Origin of the sequence: Microbacterium sp. SMR1 (assembly GCF_003289625.1) — a bacterium.
In the GTDB taxonomy this organism is placed as follows: Bacteria; Actinomycetota; Actinomycetes; order Actinomycetales; family Microbacteriaceae; genus Microbacterium; species Microbacterium plantarum.
On the sequence record NZ_QMBN01000001.1, the window covers coordinates 148,835 to 167,566 of the forward strand.

An 18,732-nucleotide genomic window follows, 5' to 3' on the forward strand; every position below is an offset into this window, starting at 1 on the left:
GGCGCCGGGGGTAATCTGAGAGTGTGAGCGACGCCGAGCAGACCCCGACCAGCCCCGAGATCGAGTTCCGCAGCGATGTGACGGTCGAGCTCATCCGCTCGAGTGCCGCCGACTCGGACGTCCTGTTCGCGGCTCGCGTGTCGACGCAAGGGGAGCAGACCCTGGATGCCGCCGCCGCCGGCACCGAGGCATCCGGTCGCGACCGCGGCCTCATCAACTACCTCATGCGCGACCGCCACGGCTCGCCCTTCGAGCACAACTCGATGACCTTCTACGTGCAGGCGCCCATCTTCGTGTTCCGCGAGTTCATGCGGCACCGCATGGCCTCGTACAACGAGGAGTCCGGCCGCTACCGCGAGCTGCGCCCGGTGTTCTACGTCCCCGCCCGGGAGCGCAATCTCAACCAGGTCGGCAAGCCGGGCGCGTACGAGTTCCTGCCCGGCACCGACGAGCAGTTCGCCGTCGTCGACGAGAGCACGCGCCAGGCGTCGATCCAGGCGTACGAGGCCTACCGGCGGATGCTGGATGCCGGCGTCGCCCGCGAGGTCGCACGCATCGTGCTGCCGCTGAACATCTACTCGTCGATGTACGTGACGGTCAACGCCCGTTCGCTGATGAACTTCCTGTCGCTGCGGACCAAGGTCGAGGGAACGCATTTCCCGTCGTTCCCGCAGCGCGAGATCGAGATGTGCGCCGAGAAGATGGAGACCTTCTGGCGCGAGCTCATGCCGCTCACGCATGCGGCATTCAACGCCAACGGCCGCGTCGCTCCCTGACGGGTCGGAGGGCGACGTCCCGGGACCGACTCAGACGAATCGGCCCAGGCTGATACCTGCGTACGCGAGCGCGGCGACCGTCTCGCCGTCGTCGATCCGTCTCTCGGCGACCTGACGCACGGCCTCGGCGAACGGGATCCACACGACGCGCTCGATGCCTTCTTCCCGCTGGGATGACGCCGCGTCCTCCGCCTCCGCGAGGCCGCGCGCGAGAAAGACGTGTTCCGGGGCCACCGCGATGCCGTTGAGCGCATTCATCCGCCCGATGGCCTCCCATGAGGCGGCTACGAGGCCCGTCTCCTCGAGCAGTTCGCGCTTCGCAGCCACGAGCGGTTCCTCGCCGTCAGTCCCGCCTGCCGGCACCTCGAGCGAACGCCCCGTCGTGTAGCGGTCGACCTCCACGAAGCAGACTCGATCCTGCTCGTCGACGGCCACGACGAAAACGGCCGGATGCCGCATCTCGACGACGCCGTAGATCCCGTCTCCCGCCGGCCCGGTCACCTCGTCCTCGCGAACGGAGATCCACCGGTTCTCGTACGTCGTGCGGGTGCTTCGCGTCGTCCACGCCATGCCGCTACCCTAGAGCGCCCCGCGCCCTGCGCCCTGTGCCCTGCGCCCTGCGATATATCTGTCGGACCGGCGGGGCTGGTGTCGCGTCGGCCGGCCCCCGAGGCGCATCCTGCACCGCGAGTCCGACGGTTGTATCCGACTCGAGGTCGCTCGGCGCTCCTCCCCAGTCCGCAGCGGGTCCGCTCCCTCCACAGACGGCCGATGTCCTGAGCGACGAGATCGCGTTCGCGGCGAACGTCGGTGAATGAGCGGATACGAACTGGCCACGAGAATCCGTGCGATGGGCGGGTGCGTGCGGTCGCGCTGGTTGACCTCGCGAGGCGTCACTCGGTTGCAGCTGGCGCGGGCGGTCGAGAGGGGCGCGCTCGTCAGGGTCCGGCACGGTGTCTACGCGGTTCCGGATGCCGAGCCGGCTGTCCTCGAAGCCGCTGCCCACGGCGGCGAGGTGTGCTGCGCTTCGGCGTTGCGACGGCGCGGCGTGTGGGTGCTCGAGCCGCAGGAACGCCTGCACGTGCGGATCGGGCGTGCAGGGCGGGTGCACGCGCACCCGGGATGCCGCTGCGTCACGCATCACGACGGGGATGCAGCGGCATTCGGTGTCGTCTCGCTCGTCCACGCGCTCGTGCAGGCGGACTCATGCCTCGGTGCGGAGGCGTTCTTCGTGGCCTTTGAGTCGGCGTGGCGGCTCGGCCTGCTCACGCGCGCAGACCGGGCGGAGGTGCGCCTGACGCTCCCGGCCCGCTTCCGATACCTCGTCGATCTCGCTCGTCCCGATGCCGACAGCGGGCTCGAGTCCCTCCTGTGGCTGCGCCTCTCGCGGCTGGGCATCTCCGTCGAGAGTCAGGTTCTCATCCCGGGCGTGGGGCGGGTCGACTTCCTCGTCGCGGGGTGCCTCATCATCGAGGTGGACGGCCGTCTCAACCACGAGGGCGCGTCGCTGCGGCACAAGGATCTCGTGCGCGACGCCGAAGCGGCGGCGATCGGCTACGAGACTCTGCGCTTCGACTATGCCCTCGTCGTCTTCGAGTGGACGCGCGTCGAGCGGGCCGTCCTCGCGCGTCTCGACGCGATCCGCCGACGCCGCTGACGCAGTCGCGATACATCCGTCGGACCGGCGGGGCGGATGTCGCCTCGCGGCGCTGCCGTGCCGCCACCAGCACCTCCGGTCCTGCGAACGTATCGGCGACCGGGAGTCAGCCCGTCGGTCATACGCGATGCAAAGGCGGAACCGATACCCTGAGACCATGACGCACTCGGGCAATCCCTTCGGACAGGTCCTCGTCGCGCTGGTCACTCCCATGACCGCCGACGGTGAGGTCGACTGGCCCGCCGTCGAGAAGCACATCGACGACGTCATCACCGCGGGCGCCGACGGCATCGTCGTCACCGGTACGACGGGCGAGACGAGCACGCTCACCGACCCCGAGAAGCTCCGCCTCGTCGAGGTCGGCAAGTCGGTCTCCGCCGGTCGCGCGAAGATCATCACGGGCGGTGGCTCGAACGAGACCGCGCACGCCATCGAGCTGTACAAGGCCAGCGAGAAGGCCGGCGCCGACGGCATCATGATCGTCACGCCGTACTACAACAAGCCCACGCAGGCCGGTATCCTGACGCACTTCCGCCTCGTCGCCGATGCGACCGACCTGCCGGTCATCCTCTACGACATCCCCGGACGCACGGGTGTTCCGATCAAGTACGAGACGATCCTGCGCCTCGCCAAGCACCCCAACATCCTGGCGGTCAAGGACGCGAAGGGCGACTTCAGCGAGGTCAGCCGCGTGCTGAACCAGACCGACCTCATGTACTTCTCCGGTGACGACGCCAACGTGCTGCCGCACCTCTCCATCGGCGCGAGCGGCCTCATCGGCGTCACGGCGAACATCACCGCGACCCCGTACCGCACGATCGTCGACGCGGTGAACCGGGGCGACCTCGCCGCGGCGACCGCGGCGCACAAGAGCCTCGAGCCCCTCGTACGCGCCGTCATGACGCACGTCCCGGGCACCGTGAGCGCGAAGTACATCCTGCACGGCCTGGGCCGCATCTCGAGCCCGCGCGTGCGGCTGCCCCTCGTCGGCCCCGAAGAGTGGGAGGCCGCCATCATCGAGGACGAGCTCGCCCTCGTCTCGGGCGTCCCCGGCGCCGACTTCTCCAACTTCCGTCCCGACCGTAACGCCGCCGCCGGCGGTGCGCTGCCCAAGGTGCACGGGACGACCCGCTAGACGAAAACAAATGAGGATGCCGCATACGTCGGCGTCCCGAGGAAGCGTGCCAATGCCCACGAACGTCTTCAGCCCGCCCGCTCTCGAACCCGGAACGCTGCGGGTGTACCCGCTCGGAGGCCTCGGCGAGGTCGGCCGGAACATGACCGTCTTCGAGTACGCGGGCAAGCTCCTCGTCGTCGACTGCGGCGTGCTCTTCCCCGAGGAGCACCAGCCGGGCGTCGACCTGATCCTGCCCGACTTCGAGCCGATCAAGCATCGCCTCGACGACATCGTCGGTGTCGTCCTGACCCACGGCCACGAGGACCACATCGGGGCGGTTCCCTACCTGCTCAAGCTCAAGGGTGACATCCCCCTCATCGGCTCGGGACTCACGCTCGCCCTCATCGAGGCGAAGCTCAAGGAGCACCGCATCCGCCCCTACACCCTGACGGTCACCGAGGGGCAGGAGGAGCAGGTCGGCCCGTTCGACCTCGAGTTCATCGCGGTCAACCACTCGATCCCCGACGCGCTCGCGGTCGCCGTCCGTACCCCCGCGGGGCTCGTCCTCGCGACGGGTGACTTCAAGATGGATCAGCTCCCGCTCGACGGCCGCATCACCGACCTGCGTGCCTTCGCGCGACTGGGCGAGGAGGGCGTCGACCTGTTCCTCGTCGACTCCACCAACGCGGACGTTCCCGGCTTCACGCCGACCGAGCGCGGCATCGGTCCCGTTCTCGACCAGGTCATCAGCAAGTCGCCGCGCCGTGTCATCGTCGCGAGCTTCTCGAGCCACGTGCACCGCGTGCAGCAGGTCGTGGATGCCGCGGCCGCGAACGGTCGCCGCGTCGCCTTCCTCGGCCGCAGCATGGTCCGCAACATGACCATCGCCGAGAACCTGGGGTACCTCAACGTCCCCGACGGCGTGCTCATCGATTACAAGAAGGCCAAGGACCTGCCCGACGATCGCATCGTCTACATGTCGACGGGCTCCCAGGGCGAGCCGATGGCCGTGCTCTCGCGCATGGCCAACCTCGAGCACGCGATCGAGCCCGGGCCGGGAGACACCGTCATCCTGGCGTCGAGCCAGATCCCGGGCAACGAGAACGCGATCTACCGCGTCATCGACGGGCTGACCAAGCTCGGCGCGAACGTCGTGCACAAGGGCAACGCCAAGGTGCACGTGTCGGGACACGCCGCCGCGGGCGAGCTGCTGTACTGCTACAACATCCTCAAGCCGCGCAACGTGCTCCCGGTGCACGGGGAGTACCGTCACCTGATGGCGAACGCGAAACTCGCGCAGGACACCGGCGTTCCGGAGGATCGCACGATCCTGGCCGAGAACGGTACCGTCGTCGACCTCAAGGACGGCGTCGCGGAGGTCGTCGGCCAGCTCGACATCGGTTTCGTGTACGTCGACGGCTCGACCGTGGGCGAGATCACCGACGCCGATCTCAAGGATCGTCGGATCCTGGGCGAGGAAGGCTTCATCTCGGTCATCGTCGTCGTGGACGGCAAGACGGGACGAGTCGTGAGCGGCCCGGACATCCACGCGCGGGGTGTCGCCGAGGACGACGCGGTGTTCGAGGGCGTCAAGCCGAAGATCGCGGCTGCGCTCGCGGAAGCCGTGCAATCGGGGACGCGAGACAACCACGCGCTCTCACAGGTCGTCCGCCGCACGATCGGCCGCTGGGTGAACCAGTCGCTCCGACGTCGCCCGATGATCGTCCCGGTCGTCATCGAGGCCTGACCCGCGTCGTTCCGCGGTAATGGGGGAACCCCCGCGTACCGTGGAGGAATGGCCAGGAGCACGAACGCGCCCTCCGGACGCCGCGCACCGGCGAAGACCTCGACCTCGCGCGCCCGCAAGAGCGAACCGACACCCAAGCGATACGTCGACGAGGCCGACCGGCCTCCGGTGATCGCGCGCGCCTGGATGGGGCTCGCCCACGCCACGGGCGGAATGTTCCGTGCATTCGGACCCGAGACGCTCGAGAAGGACCAGCGTCGCGACGGGCTGCCCTTCCTCCTCGTGCTGCTCGCGATCGCGGGCGCGGCGGTCGAATGGTTCATGATCGGAACCGAGGCCGGCACGCTCGTGAGCGCCTACACGGTGGGCTTCCTCATCGGTCGTGAGGCGTTCATCATGCCGGTGCTGCTGCTCTTCCTCGCGGGCTGGCTGTTCCGGCATCCCGCGTCGGTCAACGACAACGGGCGTATCGGCATCGGTTTCGGCCTGTTCATCCTCTCTGTGGCGGGGTTCTGCCATGTCTTCGGCACGCGCCCCGAGCCCAAGGCCGGTGCGCTCGAGCTGAGCGCGTCGGGCGGGTTGTTCGGATGGGCCGTGGGGGAGCCGCTGACCATCCTCACCGTCTACGGGGCTGCGGCCGTCCTGGGTCTCGTCACGGTCCTCAGCATCCTCATCCTCACCAAGACGCCGCCGAACCGTATCGGCAGCCGCCTCGGCGACCTGTACGCCTGGATGTTCGGCGCCGAGCGTCCGGCCGCCGACCCCGATGGCGACGCTCCGACCGTCGCCTTCTCGCCGAAGAAGGGCAAGAAGGGGACGCAGGCGGAAGTGGACGACGACGAGGACGAAGACGCGTTGCCGTGGTGGCGTCGCAACAAGAGCGGCCGCGAGGAGGATCCCGACGACGGCAGTGCGTCGCAGGACCTCACCGAGCTTCTCGGCCCCTCCGTCGCCGGTTCCGTCGCCGGCGGATTCGAGCAGGCCGTCGCCACGCCGCCCCCGCTTCCCGACGCGCCGACCGAAATCATCGACCCCTCCGTCATCGAGCGTGCCGCCACCGCCGCGCGCTCCGGCCGACCGGCCGACACCGCCGTGCGCGATGACCACGACACCGGTGAGATCGAAGAGCTGCCCGGGCTCACCGGCCTCGGCGGCGACTTCCACGGTCAGCCCCCGGCGACGCCGTACCGCCTGCCCGCCGTCGCGGCGCTCGGCGCCGGCACCCCCGCCAAGACGCGGTCCGAGGCGAACGACGCGATCGTGCGGGCCATCACCGGTGTCTTCGAGCAGTTCTCGATCGACGCCAAGGTCACCGGGTTCTCGCGTGGGCCGACAGTCACGCAGTACGAGATCGAGGTCGGGCCCGGCACCAAGGTCGAGAAGATCACGGCCCTGACGAACAACATCGCCTACGCCGTCGCCTCGAACGAGGTTCGCATCCTCGCGCCCATCCCCGGGAAGAGCGCGATCGGCGTCGAGATCCCCAACACCGACCGCGAGATCGTCACGCTCGGAGACGTGCTGCGCTCGAACGCCGCGACCTCGTCGACCCACCCGATGACGATCGGCGTCGGCAAGGATGTCGGCGGCGGATTCGTCGTCGCGAATCTCGCGAAGATGCCTCACCTGCTCGTCGCCGGTTCGACCGGGTCGGGTAAGTCGAGCTTCGTGAACTCGATGATCACGAGCCTGCTGATGCGGGCGAAGCCCACCGACGTCCGGATGGTCCTCATCGACCCCAAGCGCGTCGAGCTCACGAGCTACGCCGGCGTGCCGCACCTGATCACCCCCATCATCACGAACCCGAAGAAGGCGGCCGAGGCGCTGCAGTGGGTCGTGAAAGAGATGGACATGCGGTACGACGATCTCGCGTCGTTCGGCTTCCGTCACATCGACGACTTCAACAAGGCCGTCGTGGCCGGTGAGATCCAGCTCCCGGCGGGCAGCGAGCGCGTGCTCAAGCCGTACCCCTACCTCCTGGTCGTCGTCGACGAGCTCGCCGACCTCATGATGGTCGCTCCGCGCGACGTCGAGGACTCGATCGTCCGCATCACCCAGCTCGCACGCGCCAGCGGCATCCACCTCGTGCTCGCGACCCAGCGACCGTCGGTCGACGTCGTGACGGGCCTCATCAAGGCCAACGTGCCGTCACGGCTCGCGTTCGCCGTCACGAGCGTCACGGACTCCCGCGTCATCCTCGATCAGCCCGGCGCCGACCGGCTCATCGGTCAGGGCGACGCCCTCTTCCTGCCGATGGGCACGTCGAAGGCCATCCGTGTGCAGGGCGCGTGGGTGGCGGAGTCGGAGATCGAGAAGGTCGTCGCACACGTGAAGGGCCAGGCCCAGCCGGAGTACCGCTCCGACGTGGCCGCGGTCGCCGAGAAGAAGGAGATCGACGCCGACATCGGTGACGACCTCGAGCTGCTGCTCGCCGCCGCCGAGCAGATCGTGTCGACCCAGTTCGGGTCGACGTCGATGCTGCAGCGCAAGCTGCGCGTCGGGTTCGCCAAGGCCGGACGCCTCATGGACCTCCTCGAATCTCGCGAGATCGTCGGGCCCTCGGAGGGTTCGAAGGCGCGTGACGTCCTCGTCACCCCCGACCAGCTGCCGACCGTCCTGGCACGGCTGCGGGGAGAGGACCCGCCGGCTCCCGCGGCTGCCGCTCCCGCCGGCGGCGCCGTCGACCCCGTCGAAGCGCAGTTCGAGGGGCTGGAGGTCGTCGACGGTGACGACGCCTCCGAAGACGCCTGGGGCCTCACCGGACGCGACTGACGGATAGGCTCGGCTCCGTGGCGATCCCTCGGCAACTGCCCAACGCGATCACGATCGCGCGCATCCTGTGCGCCCCCGTCTTCCTCTGGCTGCTGCTGGTCGACGGGGGAGCGGACGGCGCTTTGCGCTGGTGGGCCGGCGTGCTCTTCATCGTCGCGATCGCGACGGACGGCATCGATGGGTACCTCGCCCGCAAGTACCGCATCGTCACGGATCTCGGAAAGCTGCTCGATCCGATCGCCGACAAGGTTCTGACCGGCCTGGCCTTCGTCGGGCTCTCGATGCTCGGCGAGCTCCCCTGGGCGGTCACCATCGTCGTGCTCGTGCGCGAGCTGGGCATCACCGTGCATCGGCTCATCGTCGCGGGCGATCACGTCGTCGCCGCGGCGTGGATGGGCAAGCTCAAGACCGTCGCACAGGCGATCGCACTGTCACTGGCCCTCCTGCCGCTGTGGACGATCGTCGGCGACTGGATCCACGTGGTCAACGGCATCGCGATGTGGATCGCCGTGCTGCTGACCGTCGCGAGCGGCATCGATTACGTCATCACCGCCGTCCGCGGCGCGCGACGGAGCGGAGTGGGATCGTGACGGCGCGCGAGCATGTCCACGACCTCCCGGATGATGTCGAGGCGACACTCGTCTCGCCGGGTCGGCGCACCGACGCCGAGCGCCTCATCGAGCGACTCGGCGAGCTGGGATGGACGCTCGCCGTGGCCGAGTCGCTGACAGGCGGACTCGTGGTCGCCGAGCTCGTCGCGGTCTCGGGAGCGTCGTCGGTGGTGCGCGGCGGAGTCGTCGCCTATGCGACCGAGCTGAAGCAGCGGCTGCTCCACGTCGATGGCGCACTGCTCGAGGCGCATGGGGCGGTGCACCCGCGGGTCGCGCGTCAGATGGCCGAGGGTGCGCGCGCCGCGCTCGGGCCGGGTGATGCAGTGGCGGATGTCGGCATCGCCACGACCGGTATTGCGGGACCGGGCTCACCTGATGGACAGCCCGTCGGAACGGTGCACATCGCGGTGGCGACGGCGCTCGGTGTGCGGGTCGAGAGCCTGCACCTCGCGGGCGACCGTGTGCAGATCCGCGCGGAGGCCACCGCCCGGGCGATCCGGTTGGCGCTCGACGCGCTGTGACGGAATAGACGAGCGGCGATCGCGGTTCTTCTCATCGTGAGCAGCGCATGTCAACTCTCATCCGACCCACAGCAGGAGCGGGCTAGGGTGACGTGCTGATGAGATACCGTTGTCCACCCGGGACAAGCCAGCACCACGACGAAGGAGGGGGTCCGAGATGATCTTGGTTCGACAGGAGATCGGCGACGTTCTGCGTGACCTCCGCCTGCAGAAGGGCCGCACGCTCCGGCAGGTGGCCAGCCGCGCCAGCGTCGCGCTCGGCTATCTGAGCGAGGTCGAGCGCGGGCAGAAGGAAGCATCGAGCGAGATCCTCGCCGCGGTGGCCGAAGCCCTCGACGTGCCGATCTCGAGCATCATGCGCGAAGTCGGCGACCGCATCTCCGTGCTGGAGGGGCTGCCGGTGCTCTCGGATGTCGTGCCCGACGACATCGCGGGTCTCGACAACGACCTCATCGCACCCGAGCTCTCGCTGCACTGAGCTTCGCGCGGTCCGATGCGTCGCAGTGAATTCGATCGCGCCGTCGAGGCGGAGTTCGCCGGCCGCGGTCCTGCGCTGATCGACGATCTCGCGCTGGGGCCGCTGGGCGACCGCACCGCGCGCCAGGCATTGGCCGACGGCGAGCCGCCTCGCGCCGTATGGCTCGCGTTGTGCGTCGAGGCCGACGTACCCGAGCCCCGACGTTACGGGGTCGGGCGGCTGGATCCGCGGGAACGCTGACGGTCCCACGTGCGGGCGCGGACACTGTGCGTGTTCGATGCTGAACCGGATGTTCCGGCGTGTCGTCGAATATCCGTTCGAAACGGGCGTAGTGTCCTGCACAGGTGGTTCATCCCGTCGAGGATCCCCGGATACGGCCCGGTAGCCGACGAATGTCGGAGGCCCTCCGTACCGTGGACAGCGTCGAGAGACACACCATGCCTTGTCGCAGCATCCCGGCACCGAGCCGGGAGCGCGACAGCCTACAGGCGTCGGAAACGCGAGCATAAGGAGCACGCCATGCCATCACCCGCTGACCGCGAGAAGGCCCTCGAATCGGCCCTCGCCCAGATCGACCGGCAGTTCGGAAAGGGATCGGTCATGCGCCTCGGCTCCGACGAGCGCGCGCCCGTCGAGGTCGTGCCGACGGGGTCGATCGCCCTCGACGTCGCTCTCGGCATCGGAGGTCTCCCGCGTGGCCGCATCATCGAGATCTACGGCCCCGAGTCATCGGGTAAGACGACGCTGACCCTGCACGCCATCGCCAACGCGCAGCGCGCGGGCGGTATCGCCGCGTTCATCGACGCCGAGCACGCGCTCGACCCGTCTTACGCTCAGAAGCTGGGCGTCGACATCGACGCGTTGCTGGTCTCGCAGCCCGACACAGGTGAACAGGCGCTCGAGATCGCCGACATGCTGATCCGCTCCGGGGCAATCGACCTCGTCGTCATCGACTCCGTCGCTGCGCTCGTGCCCGAGGCCGAGATCAAGGGCGAGATGGGCGACTCCCACGTCGGTCTGCAGGCACGCCTCATGTCGCAGGCGCTCCGCAAGCTGACGGGTGGTCTGAACCAGACCAAGACGACGGCCATCTTCATCAACCAGCTGCGCGAGAAGATCGGTGTCTTCTTCGGCTCGCCCGAGACGACCGCCGGCGGTAAGGCGTTGAAGTTCTACGCGTCGGTCCGCCTCGACATCCGCCGTATCGAGACGCTCAAGGACGGTACTGAAGCGGTCGGCAACCGCACGCGCGTCAAGGTCGTCAAGAACAAGATGGCGCCGCCGTTCAAGCAGGCCGAGTTCGACATCCTCTACGGCGTCGGCATCTCTCGCGAGGGCAGCCTGATCGACTTCGGTGTCGAGCACGGCATCGTCAAGAAGTCGGGCGCCTGGTACACGTACGACGGTGAGCAGCTCGGTCAGGGCAAGGAGAACGCCCGCAACTTCCTGATCAAGAACGTCGACATCGCCGCCGACATCGAGAACAAGATCAAGCAGAAGCTCGGTATCGGTCAGCCGGCGGGCGCAGCAACGACCGAGTCCGACGAGCTCGCGGCGCGTCGCCCGGCGTGAGCGGTACGGATCGCGACGGGGGCGAGACCGAGCGCCTCGCCCCCGTCATCCCGCTCTTCGGGCAAGCGGATGCCGCCCCGTCGGCGCCTCGCCCGCGAAGCGGGCGCGTCCCGGATGACGGCCAGAAGTGGCACACCACCTGGACCACCGAACCGCGAACAGCTGCTTCCCGTCCGTCGCCCGCGGTTCGACCGGCTCCCGTCGAGCCGGCAGCGGTGAGGTCCGCTGACGAAGCCCCCGCAGACGACGCCGCCGTGCGCGCGCGTGCCGAGCGCACGCTGCTCAAACGCCTGCGCGGCAGGTCGCTGTCTGTGCGCGAGGCTCGCGACGTCCTGCGCGAGGCGGAACTCGCCGAGGCTGACGCCGATGCCGTCATCGCCGCTTTCCTCGACAACGGCTATCTCGATGACAGTCGGCTGGCGGAGCAACTACTCGACGGGGCGCTCGGGCGCAAGGCGCAGGGCGCCACCGCGATCGCGCAGACTCTGTCTCGTCGCGGCCTCGACCGCGAGGTCATCGACATCGCCATGGCGTCGCTACCCGACGACGAGGCCGAGCGCGCGCTCGAGTTCGCTCGGCAGCGCGCGCGCGGGATGTCCGGGCTCGATCACGACGTCGCACTGCGGCGATTGCACGGGCAACTCGCGCGCCGGGGCTTCCGCGGGTCCGTCGCGCTGGATGCAGCACGTCAGGCGCTCTCGGAGCAAGACGGCTGACGGATCCGAACGATCACCGCCGCGCGCTCATTTGCGAGGGCGGTGACGTCGGCCTCTTCTCGGGCCTCGCTTCGCCTGCGACGGCTGCGCCGAGTTCTCGTCGTGTCGAGGCGCCGACTTTCGCCCGCGCCTGGTAGATGTGCGACTCCACCGTCCGCACGGACACGAAGAGGACCTCGGCGATCCTGCGGTTCGACAGGCCGTCCGCGACCAGGTGAGCGATCTCGCGCTCGCGTGCTGTCAGCAGCGCGGACGATGCGGGCTGCGAAGCCTCCGCGGTGACGTCGCGCCCCTCGCGAAGAGAAAGAGCCGCGCGGAGTCGCCGCAGCACTCCGGCAGACAGCTCGACGGCGCGCTCACCGTCCGCAGCGGCTGACTCCGCATCGCGCATGAGTGCGTGCCCACAGGGGGCCTCGACACGCCCGATGATTCCGCGCACCACCTCCAGCGTCTGCTCCACGTGGGGGTGACCGAGGATCGCGAGACGATGCACGTCGCGGATCTGGAGCATGACGGCATCTGTGACGCTGCTGAGTGCCCAGGCATCTGCGGCGTGAGCATGCGCCTCGCTGATCCGCCCCTCCGCTGCGGCGACGACCGACGAGGTCGCCGCGAAGGAATGCCGCAGCATCCGGCTCGCGGCGGACGTCACGTCGACGGAGCCGAGCAACTGCCGGGCCTCCCGCGGATGATCGAACAGCGCCAGGGCGTACGCCGTCTCGAGCTCGATCATCGCGAGCGATTCGCTGCCGAGGTGAGGGGCCCGCTCAGCGGCCGCCCGCAGCTCACGTCGAGCGGCGAGAGCTCGGCCGTTTCTGACCTCCACCAGGACCGCCGCGAGTGATGCCGCCGCGAGCGCGGGGCCGCCCGCTCGCACGGCCATGTCGCGTTCGAAAGTCAGACGCTCGACCGTCTCCCGGTCATCCGTTCCCGCGACGGTGTGGCACGCGAGATCGTACGACCGCGCCGCGAGTCGATCGAGGGTGTCCTCGAAGCTGGCCCCTGAGGTGAACAGGCGCGTCGCGCGGTCCAGGGCCTCTCGCATCGCCGCGGTCTCGCCGAGATAGGCGCGCGCCATACCGGCGAGGAGCTCGACATCGACGCGGTCGCGGAAGAGAGACGTGGTCGGATCGCGACGGACGTGCTCGGTCAGGACCACGGCATCGCGCAGCCGCAGGTCGGCGACAGCCTCGCGTGATCGCACGAGGGCGTCGTCTGCGACGATGTGGCGGACGTCCGCCGCCTGCGCGCCATCGGCAAGGCGTGCCGTCATGAGCGTCGGCGCCTGCCTTCGTTCGTTCTCGGCGAGGTCGAGCACCGGAAGCACCGCGCGCCCGCCTCCGAGGCTCGCCTCCGCGAGACGGTGCTCGAGCCTGATCGCGGGTGCGTCGACGTCGCTTGTGATCCAAGCTGCGTAAGCGACGGCGTCGGCGGCTTCGCCGACGCCGTTGGCTTCGCGCGCCGCGCTGAGGATCACCCGCTCGACGAACCCCAGGGAGACGTCGTCGAGGTCGGAGGGACGCGCGACGGTACGCACCCAGCGGTCCGCCAGCAGCCGGGCGAGCGGGGCGCTCCACCAGCGCCCGTCGTCTCGGTGCAGCCGATCCAGCGCGTCGGAGATCACCGCCTCGGAGCGCTCCCTGCCGCACACACGCTCCGCGGCGCGCGCCAGCACTCGGTTGGCGCTGAGCCGATGGCTGGCGCTGCCGTCGTCGTATACCAATCCGCACGCGCGCAGCTCGTTCACGACGGCGGCGGGCACGAGTCGAGTCGCGTCGGCGCGCGAGATGCCGGGCGCTCGGTCGATGAGGATGAGCGCCCGCAGCTGGTCGTCGTCGAGATCTCGCACGTGGGCGTGGAGGACGGCTGCGAGTGAGCCGTGAGCCGCGCCGTCGGCGATAGCGACGAGCGGGTCGCGACCTTCCGCCAGCGCGGCGAGACTGGCGTCGACGAGCGCCCGGAGCAGAAGCCGTGATCCGTCGGCGGACCAGAGGATCGTGGCACGCGCCACACTGTCGAACGGGTCGTCCGGCGCGAAGACGGAGAGCAGTCGGTCAGCGTCGCGGGCGGAGAGCCGGGGGAGCTCGATCCGATCGGCCGACCCCGACAGCCACAGGTCATGGATGACGTCGACGACCTCGTCCGTGCTGCTCGTGGGCAGGCGAGGCTCGGTCACCGCCATGAGCACGGTCGCTCGCCCCGAATGAACCGCTCGGAACAGCGCGGCGAGCGACACCGCGTCGAGCTCTTGCGCGTCGTCGACCACGACGATCGGGGGCGTTGTGGGCGAGCCGTCGCCGAGGAGCGTGAGGGCGCGGGGGTCGGACACCGCCTCAAGGACATTGGCATAGGTTCGACGGAGCACTGCTGAGGCTCGGACGACGATCGGATCTTCGCCCCGGTGCCGGAGCGCATCGACGACGCGCGACCGGAGGAAGCTCTTACCGGACCCGAGCGGCCCGCCCATGACGATCGACCGGCCGTCGATGAGCGCATCGGCGACGGCATCCGGCAGGGTCTCGTCTCCGACGACGTCGTGCCCCTCGTCATCTCCGCGTCGCGATTGCTCCGGGTTCCCCCGCCGTGCCATGCCCAGCTCCTCTCCCCAGCGAGATCTGGCTTTCGGTCACAACCTACCCAGGCGATCCGAACGGGGCTATCGGTAGGCCCGATTCGGACTACTGAGGTTTCGCTGAGTGTCTACTGATTCGCGGACCTCAGGGCGCTTCGTCATCTGTCGCAGCGGGTGACGCTACGTATTTCACCACTGGGGCGTCGAGCGATGGCTGTCGCGCCCGCTGTCGGCGCCCCTAGCGTCGCCTCGAACCACACCGGATCCGGCTGACACGAGGCCGGGCGACACGAGGGGGAACTCCGAACATGAACACTGCGACCACACGGGGGACGACCCGCCGCAAGGTCTTCGCCATCGCCGCCGGCGGGGCAGCGCTGGGGCTGGGCGTCACCGCCACACTGGCTGCCTGGACCGACACCGAATGGGTCTTCGGCGGCAACGGCGCAGGCGGACCCGGCGTCGGCACGTCGACGTTCTCGGTCGAGCAGAACACCGTCGCTCCCTTCACCACGGCGGGGGACTGGGTGAACGAGCCCGACAACCCCGGCGGGGAGATCGTCTTCGGGCCGGATGCCCTCGATCTGACTCCGGGCGACACGGTGTACGCGGCCGTCGCGCTGCGCGCAGCACCGGACTCGATCGCCGGTGACGTCGAGCTTCAGGCCGCGGTGCCGGCCGCGGGGATCACCACGAACGACGCTGCGGGCCTGCTCTTCGACGCTCTGAACGTGCGCGTCGCCACTGACAGCGTCGCCTTCACCTGCGATGCGACCGCCTTCGCCGCGGGAGCGACGGCGACCCTCATCGCCGACGGCCCGCTCGCGACGACCGGCGGCAGCGCCAGCCAGTCGCTCGTCGCAGAAGCCGGCAGCACCCAGGTGTACTGCTTCGAGATCTCGCTTCCCGATCCCCTGACGCTCGCACCGGGCACGACGATCGATGACTACATGGGGCTGACCGTCGCTCCCGCGTGGGAGTTCCAGGCGGAGTCCTGATCCCGATGCCGACGCACGTCACCACCGACGACGCTGCGGCGGCACGGGACGGCGGCGACATGGCCGAGTCGGGGGGAGCCGAGCCCGTCGGTTCTCCCCGGCTCGGCCGGATCCGCGATGTCGTGATCACGCTGATCGGCGTGATCGGCATCGTCACGATCGCGTGGCTTCTCGCCGCCTGGCTGTGGGGCCTCTCGATCGTCGTCTTCGTCACCGGCTCGATGTCGCCGGCCATGCCCGTCGGAACGGCCGCGATCTCACAGCTGACGGATGCCGCCGACCTGCGCATCGGCGACGTCGTCACGGTGCCGCGCCCCGACACCGGACAGCCGGTGACGCACCGGATCGTCGCCATCGACGAGGGCGCGACGGCACCGGGCGAACGCGAGCTGACGCTGCAGGGCGATGACAACGACTTCGCCGACAGTCAGACCTATGTCATCGATGAGGCCCCTCGTGTGCTCGTCAGTGTGCCGGTGCTCGGCTCGATCGTGCTGTGGGCGCAGACACCGGCCGTGATGATCGTGGCCAGCGTCGCCATCGCCCTGGCGATCGCCTGGGCTCTCTGGCCCACGCCGACGCGCGCCGTCCCCGACGCTCACCAGATGTGAATAAGGAGAACCACCCATGAAACGTGCATCGTTGCACGGTCATCGCGTCGCCGTCGTCTCGGCTGCCGCGGGCTCCGTCGCGCTCCTGATGACGGGCACGGTCCTGCTGGCGGGCGCCGCGAACGCGGCCCTCGTGGAGGTGCCCGAGACGGGTACCCCCGGACGCCTCGTGCTCGCCGCCGACCCCTATCCCGCGGAGTTCCGAGATTTGAGCCCTGGCGAGACGCGCGCGTGGCAGGTGCAGGCACGACTGGAGGATGCGTCGACCGCGACTCTCGCGCTCGAGCTGCGGAAAGACGGCGACCTCGTCGCGCACCCGCGGGGCCTCGAGATCGGGGTGCAGTCCTGTGCCGAGGAGTGGACGGGACTGCCCGACGCGCCGGTCTGCGCATCGGGTGCCGCACCCGTGACAGTGGCCTCTCCTACGGACGACTACCGGTTCTCCAGCCCGACCTTCGACCTGCCCGACCTCGCTGCGGCGGAGCCGGTGAGCCTTCTGGTCACGATCGGGGTCGAGGACAGCGACGAAGCCCGCGCCGACACGACCCTGATGGGGCTGACCGGTGACGTCGGTCTTGTGTTGACGGCTGTCGCCATCGACGACACCGTCCCGCCGCAGCCGCAGCCCCCGGCGGCACCGGCCCCCGGCTCTGGTCTGCCCGGGCTTCCGCCGACCGGTGGCGACCTGTCCGCTCTGGCCGCCGTTCTGGCGCTCGCCGGAGGATTCCTCGCCGCGGGGCTCGCCCTGCGCCTGCACCGCCGGGAGGCCCGCGCATGAAGACTCGAACCCGATCCGTAGTGGCTATCGCGGCGGTGGCCGTCGTCGGTGTCCCGATGACGGTCACGGCGACGACGGCCGCCTGGAACACGTCGGAGTGGGTACACGGAGAGGTCGGCACTTCCACGCTCGACTGCGCCGACGGCACAGGATTCGCCTCCGTCGCCTCCGGCCGCTTCTTGAGCGGTTCGCTCCTCGGGCTCGACCTGGATCCCCTCGCCGACCTCGAGCAGATGGTCCTCGCCCTCGACGGCGCGGGCGACGTCACGGTGTCACCGTCCAACGCGATCGACCTCGGCTCGTCACCGCCGGAATCGTACGTCTACGCCAACCCGTTCGACGTGACGGCTCTCAGCGCGATCAACGTCGACCTGACCGGCTTCACCGTCGGTCTGCCGGGAGCGGCGCTGGGCGCCGTGAACCAGTATGCGAGGGTGACCGCCGACGGTTCGGTGGCAGGTGCGTCCGGGCTCGTCAACGACTCCGGGGCCGTGCTCGTGTCGGACACGACGCCCCCGGCATCCCTGCCCGCACGTGCGCGCGTCGGGCTGAGCGGCATCCTCCCGGCCGTCACCGGGATCGCCGACGCCAACCTCGAGGTCGGCGCGGTCGCGGCCAGCTCGCAGGTCGACGGGTGCGCGCTGCTGCGCGATCAGCTGTGGGGAGAGACGGCGCCCGCGAGCGCCGTCGTGCGGGACTACGGCATCGCCGGGCTCGGACTGCAGCTCGACGCCCCGGTCGTCCAGAGTCTCGTGAGCACGACCACCACCGCCGTGAACACGCTCGGCGGCGTGGTCGGTCAGCTGACCGGGCCGGGCGGGCTCATCGGCTCGTCCATCGGCGCCGGGGTCGACGCCGGGCTGCCCGGCATCCTCACCACCACGGTCGGTGGGAACGTTTCGATCACCGGACTCGACCTCCTGGGGTCGGTCGCCACGCTGCTGACCACGCCTCTCACCGACGGGGTCGTCACGATCGACCTGCAGGCGGGCTCGGCCGACGTCGACCTCGACGCCCTGCTGCCCTCCCTCAACAACGCTGCGCCGAACACGGAGATCGTCCTCAACGACGCCGTGCTGAACCCGATCGTGGATCGCGCCGGCGTCCTGCTCGACAACTGGTCGTCGCAGATCGTCGCTGCGCTCACCGCGGAGCTCCGTGAGGCGACGGTCACGGTCGCGCTCGAAGCCGTCGTGGCTGCGCCGGGGATCGGCATCCTGCCAGGGCTCACCGTCCTGAGCGCCGATATCGGCTTCGTCGGTCCGCTCGGAGCGCTGTTGGACGGCACCGCGGTGCTGACGATCGATGCCGAGGCCGCCGGCGCGGTCGGACCGATCAACACCCTGCTCAGCGCGCTGGGCCTGCCTACTGTCACGCAGCTTCTGACGACCGTCGGGGGACTGAGTTCGGGCCTGGTCTCGACCCTGGCGAACACGCTGACGACCACGATCACCGGGGCGCTCACGACCCTCGGCGGCACGCTCGCGACGGCGGTCACCGCAGTCATCACGGCACTCGGTTCCGTGGTCGACGCTCTGCCGTCGGTGGTATCGCTGATGGTCAATGTCCAGCCCGATCAGCCGAACGCGCCGCCGGACGCGACATTCACGGCGGCGTCGGGCGAGTCGATCGCCGAGTACAAGGTCGCTGCCCTGCGGCTCGGACTGGCGGACGGCCTCGGCGGTATCGCGGCCACGACGTTCGCCACGGCGTCGGCGGGTCCGGTCACTGCGCCCTGACGGTGCCCATCACCGATCGTGGGGTCGGCCTTCGCGGGTCGACCCCACCAGCACGCTCGTAGAATGA

General features: G+C 69.5%; 17 protein-coding genes. 15 read left to right on the plus strand and 2 right to left on the minus strand.

Annotated features, from left to right (window positions below):
• Positions 1-23 precede the first annotated feature (23 nt).
• Positions 24-776 (plus strand): FAD-dependent thymidylate synthase, encoded by a 753-nt coding sequence (gene thyX / locus DO944_RS00715; RefSeq protein ID WP_112613737.1) that lies wholly within the window; start codon positions 24-26, stop codon positions 774-776.
• A gap of 30 nt (positions 777-806) precedes the next feature.
• On the opposite strand, the gene DO944_RS00720 is transcribed toward thyX, so the two are convergent.
• On the minus strand, positions 807-1,346 hold the full coding sequence (locus DO944_RS00720) for an NUDIX domain-containing protein (RefSeq protein WP_112613739.1): 540 nt from the start codon (positions 1,344-1,346) through the stop codon (positions 807-809).
• 244 nt (positions 1,347-1,590) lie between these two features.
• On the opposite strand from DO944_RS00720, the gene DO944_RS00725 reads away from it, so the two are divergent.
• The 10 genes from DO944_RS00725 to DO944_RS00770 all read left to right on the plus strand — a co-directional run bounded on the left by DO944_RS00725 (position 1,591) and on the right by DO944_RS00770 (position 11,967).
• Complete coding sequence (locus tag DO944_RS00725; RefSeq protein ID WP_112613741.1) at positions 1,591-2,433, plus strand: type IV toxin-antitoxin system AbiEi family antitoxin domain-containing protein; 843 nt, start codon at positions 1,591-1,593, stop codon at positions 2,431-2,433.
• Between the two features lie 157 nt (positions 2,434-2,590).
• Positions 2,591-3,568, plus strand: coding sequence for a 4-hydroxy-tetrahydrodipicolinate synthase (gene dapA, locus DO944_RS00730; RefSeq protein WP_112613743.1), 978 nt, complete (start codon positions 2,591-2,593; stop codon positions 3,566-3,568).
• A gap of 52 nt (positions 3,569-3,620) precedes the next feature.
• Positions 3,621-5,297: a ribonuclease J gene (locus DO944_RS00735; RefSeq protein ID WP_112613745.1), complete on the plus strand. Its 1,677-nt coding sequence runs from the start codon at positions 3,621-3,623 to the stop codon at positions 5,295-5,297.
• A 48-nt stretch (positions 5,298-5,345) separates the two neighbouring features.
• Positions 5,346-8,069, plus strand: coding sequence for a DNA translocase FtsK (locus tag DO944_RS00740; protein WP_112613747.1), 2,724 nt, complete (start codon positions 5,346-5,348; stop codon positions 8,067-8,069).
• 17 nt (positions 8,070-8,086) lie between these two features.
• A complete protein-coding gene (gene pgsA / locus DO944_RS00745) occupies positions 8,087-8,659 on the plus strand; it encodes a CDP-diacylglycerol--glycerol-3-phosphate 3-phosphatidyltransferase (protein WP_112613749.1) in 573 nt (190 codons plus the stop codon).
• Complete coding sequence (locus DO944_RS00750; protein ID WP_112613751.1) at positions 8,656-9,201, plus strand: CinA family protein; 546 nt, start codon at positions 8,656-8,658, stop codon at positions 9,199-9,201. Before pgsA ends, DO944_RS00750 begins: the two co-directional genes overlap by 4 nt.
• Before the next feature lie 157 nt (positions 9,202-9,358).
• Entirely contained in the window at positions 9,359-9,679 is a 321-nt protein-coding gene (locus tag DO944_RS00755; RefSeq protein WP_112613753.1) for a helix-turn-helix domain-containing protein, read from the plus strand.
• Positions 9,680-9,694: 15 nt separating this feature from the next.
• A complete protein-coding gene (locus DO944_RS00760) occupies positions 9,695-9,919 on the plus strand; it encodes a DUF3046 domain-containing protein (RefSeq protein WP_112613755.1) in 225 nt (74 codons plus the stop codon).
• Between the two features lie 279 nt (positions 9,920-10,198).
• On the plus strand, positions 10,199-11,251 hold the full coding sequence (gene recA, locus DO944_RS00765) for a recombinase RecA (protein ID WP_112613757.1): 1,053 nt from the start codon (positions 10,199-10,201) through the stop codon (positions 11,249-11,251).
• Positions 11,252-11,466: 215 nt separating this feature from the next.
• Complete coding sequence (locus tag DO944_RS00770) at positions 11,467-11,967, plus strand: regulatory protein RecX (protein ID WP_240309667.1); 501 nt, start codon at positions 11,467-11,469, stop codon at positions 11,965-11,967.
• A gap of 13 nt (positions 11,968-11,980) precedes the next feature.
• Here the strand turns inward: DO944_RS00770 and DO944_RS00775 are convergent, their stop codons facing one another.
• Complete coding sequence (locus DO944_RS00775) at positions 11,981-14,557, minus strand: LuxR C-terminal-related transcriptional regulator (RefSeq protein WP_112613761.1); 2,577 nt, start codon at positions 14,555-14,557, stop codon at positions 11,981-11,983.
• Between the two features lie 290 nt (positions 14,558-14,847).
• Between DO944_RS00775 and DO944_RS00780 the strand changes: the two genes are divergently transcribed.
• The 4 genes from DO944_RS00780 to DO944_RS00795 are packed head-to-tail and all read left to right on the plus strand — an operon-like array spanning position 14,848 to position 18,665.
• Entirely contained in the window at positions 14,848-15,537 is a 690-nt protein-coding gene (locus DO944_RS00780; RefSeq protein ID WP_112613763.1) for a SipW-dependent-type signal peptide-containing protein, read from the plus strand.
• A 5-nt stretch (positions 15,538-15,542) separates the two neighbouring features.
• Positions 15,543-16,148, plus strand: a complete 606-nt coding sequence (locus DO944_RS00785) for a signal peptidase I (RefSeq protein ID WP_112613765.1) — start codon at positions 15,543-15,545, stop codon at positions 16,146-16,148.
• Between the two features lie 16 nt (positions 16,149-16,164).
• Positions 16,165-16,926 (plus strand): hypothetical protein, encoded by a 762-nt coding sequence (locus DO944_RS00790; protein WP_112613767.1) that lies wholly within the window; start codon positions 16,165-16,167, stop codon positions 16,924-16,926.
• Entirely contained in the window at positions 16,923-18,665 is a 1,743-nt protein-coding gene (locus DO944_RS00795; protein WP_146751984.1) for a choice-of-anchor G family protein, read from the plus strand. Before DO944_RS00790 ends, DO944_RS00795 begins: the two co-directional genes overlap by 4 nt.
• Positions 18,666-18,732: the final 67 nt, after the last annotated feature.

Coding starts and splice junctions, on each gene's coding strand:
- DO944_RS00720 (WP_112613739.1), bottom strand. CDS start 1,346: ATGGCGTGGACGACGCGAAGCACCCGCACGACGTACGAGAACCGGTGG.
- DO944_RS00725 (WP_112613741.1), top strand. CDS start 1,591: ATGAGCGGATACGAACTGGCCACGAGAATCCGTGCGATGGGCGGGTGC.
- dapA (WP_112613743.1), top strand. CDS start 2,591: ATGACGCACTCGGGCAATCCCTTCGGACAGGTCCTCGTCGCGCTGGTC.
- DO944_RS00735 (WP_112613745.1), top strand. CDS start 3,621: ATGCCCACGAACGTCTTCAGCCCGCCCGCTCTCGAACCCGGAACGCTG.
- DO944_RS00740 (WP_112613747.1), top strand. CDS start 5,346: ATGGCCAGGAGCACGAACGCGCCCTCCGGACGCCGCGCACCGGCGAAG.
- DO944_RS00755 (WP_112613753.1), top strand. CDS start 9,359: ATGATCTTGGTTCGACAGGAGATCGGCGACGTTCTGCGTGACCTCCGC.
- DO944_RS00760 (WP_112613755.1), top strand. CDS start 9,695: ATGCGTCGCAGTGAATTCGATCGCGCCGTCGAGGCGGAGTTCGCCGGC.
- recA (WP_112613757.1), top strand. CDS start 10,199: ATGCCATCACCCGCTGACCGCGAGAAGGCCCTCGAATCGGCCCTCGCC.
- DO944_RS00775 (WP_112613761.1), bottom strand. CDS start 14,557: ATGGCACGGCGGGGGAACCCGGAGCAATCGCGACGCGGAGATGACGAG.
- DO944_RS00780 (WP_112613763.1), top strand. CDS start 14,848: ATGAACACTGCGACCACACGGGGGACGACCCGCCGCAAGGTCTTCGCC.
- DO944_RS00785 (WP_112613765.1), top strand. CDS start 15,543: ATGCCGACGCACGTCACCACCGACGACGCTGCGGCGGCACGGGACGGC.
- DO944_RS00790 (WP_112613767.1), top strand. CDS start 16,165: ATGAAACGTGCATCGTTGCACGGTCATCGCGTCGCCGTCGTCTCGGCT.
- DO944_RS00795 (WP_146751984.1), top strand. CDS start 16,923: ATGAAGACTCGAACCCGATCCGTAGTGGCTATCGCGGCGGTGGCCGTC.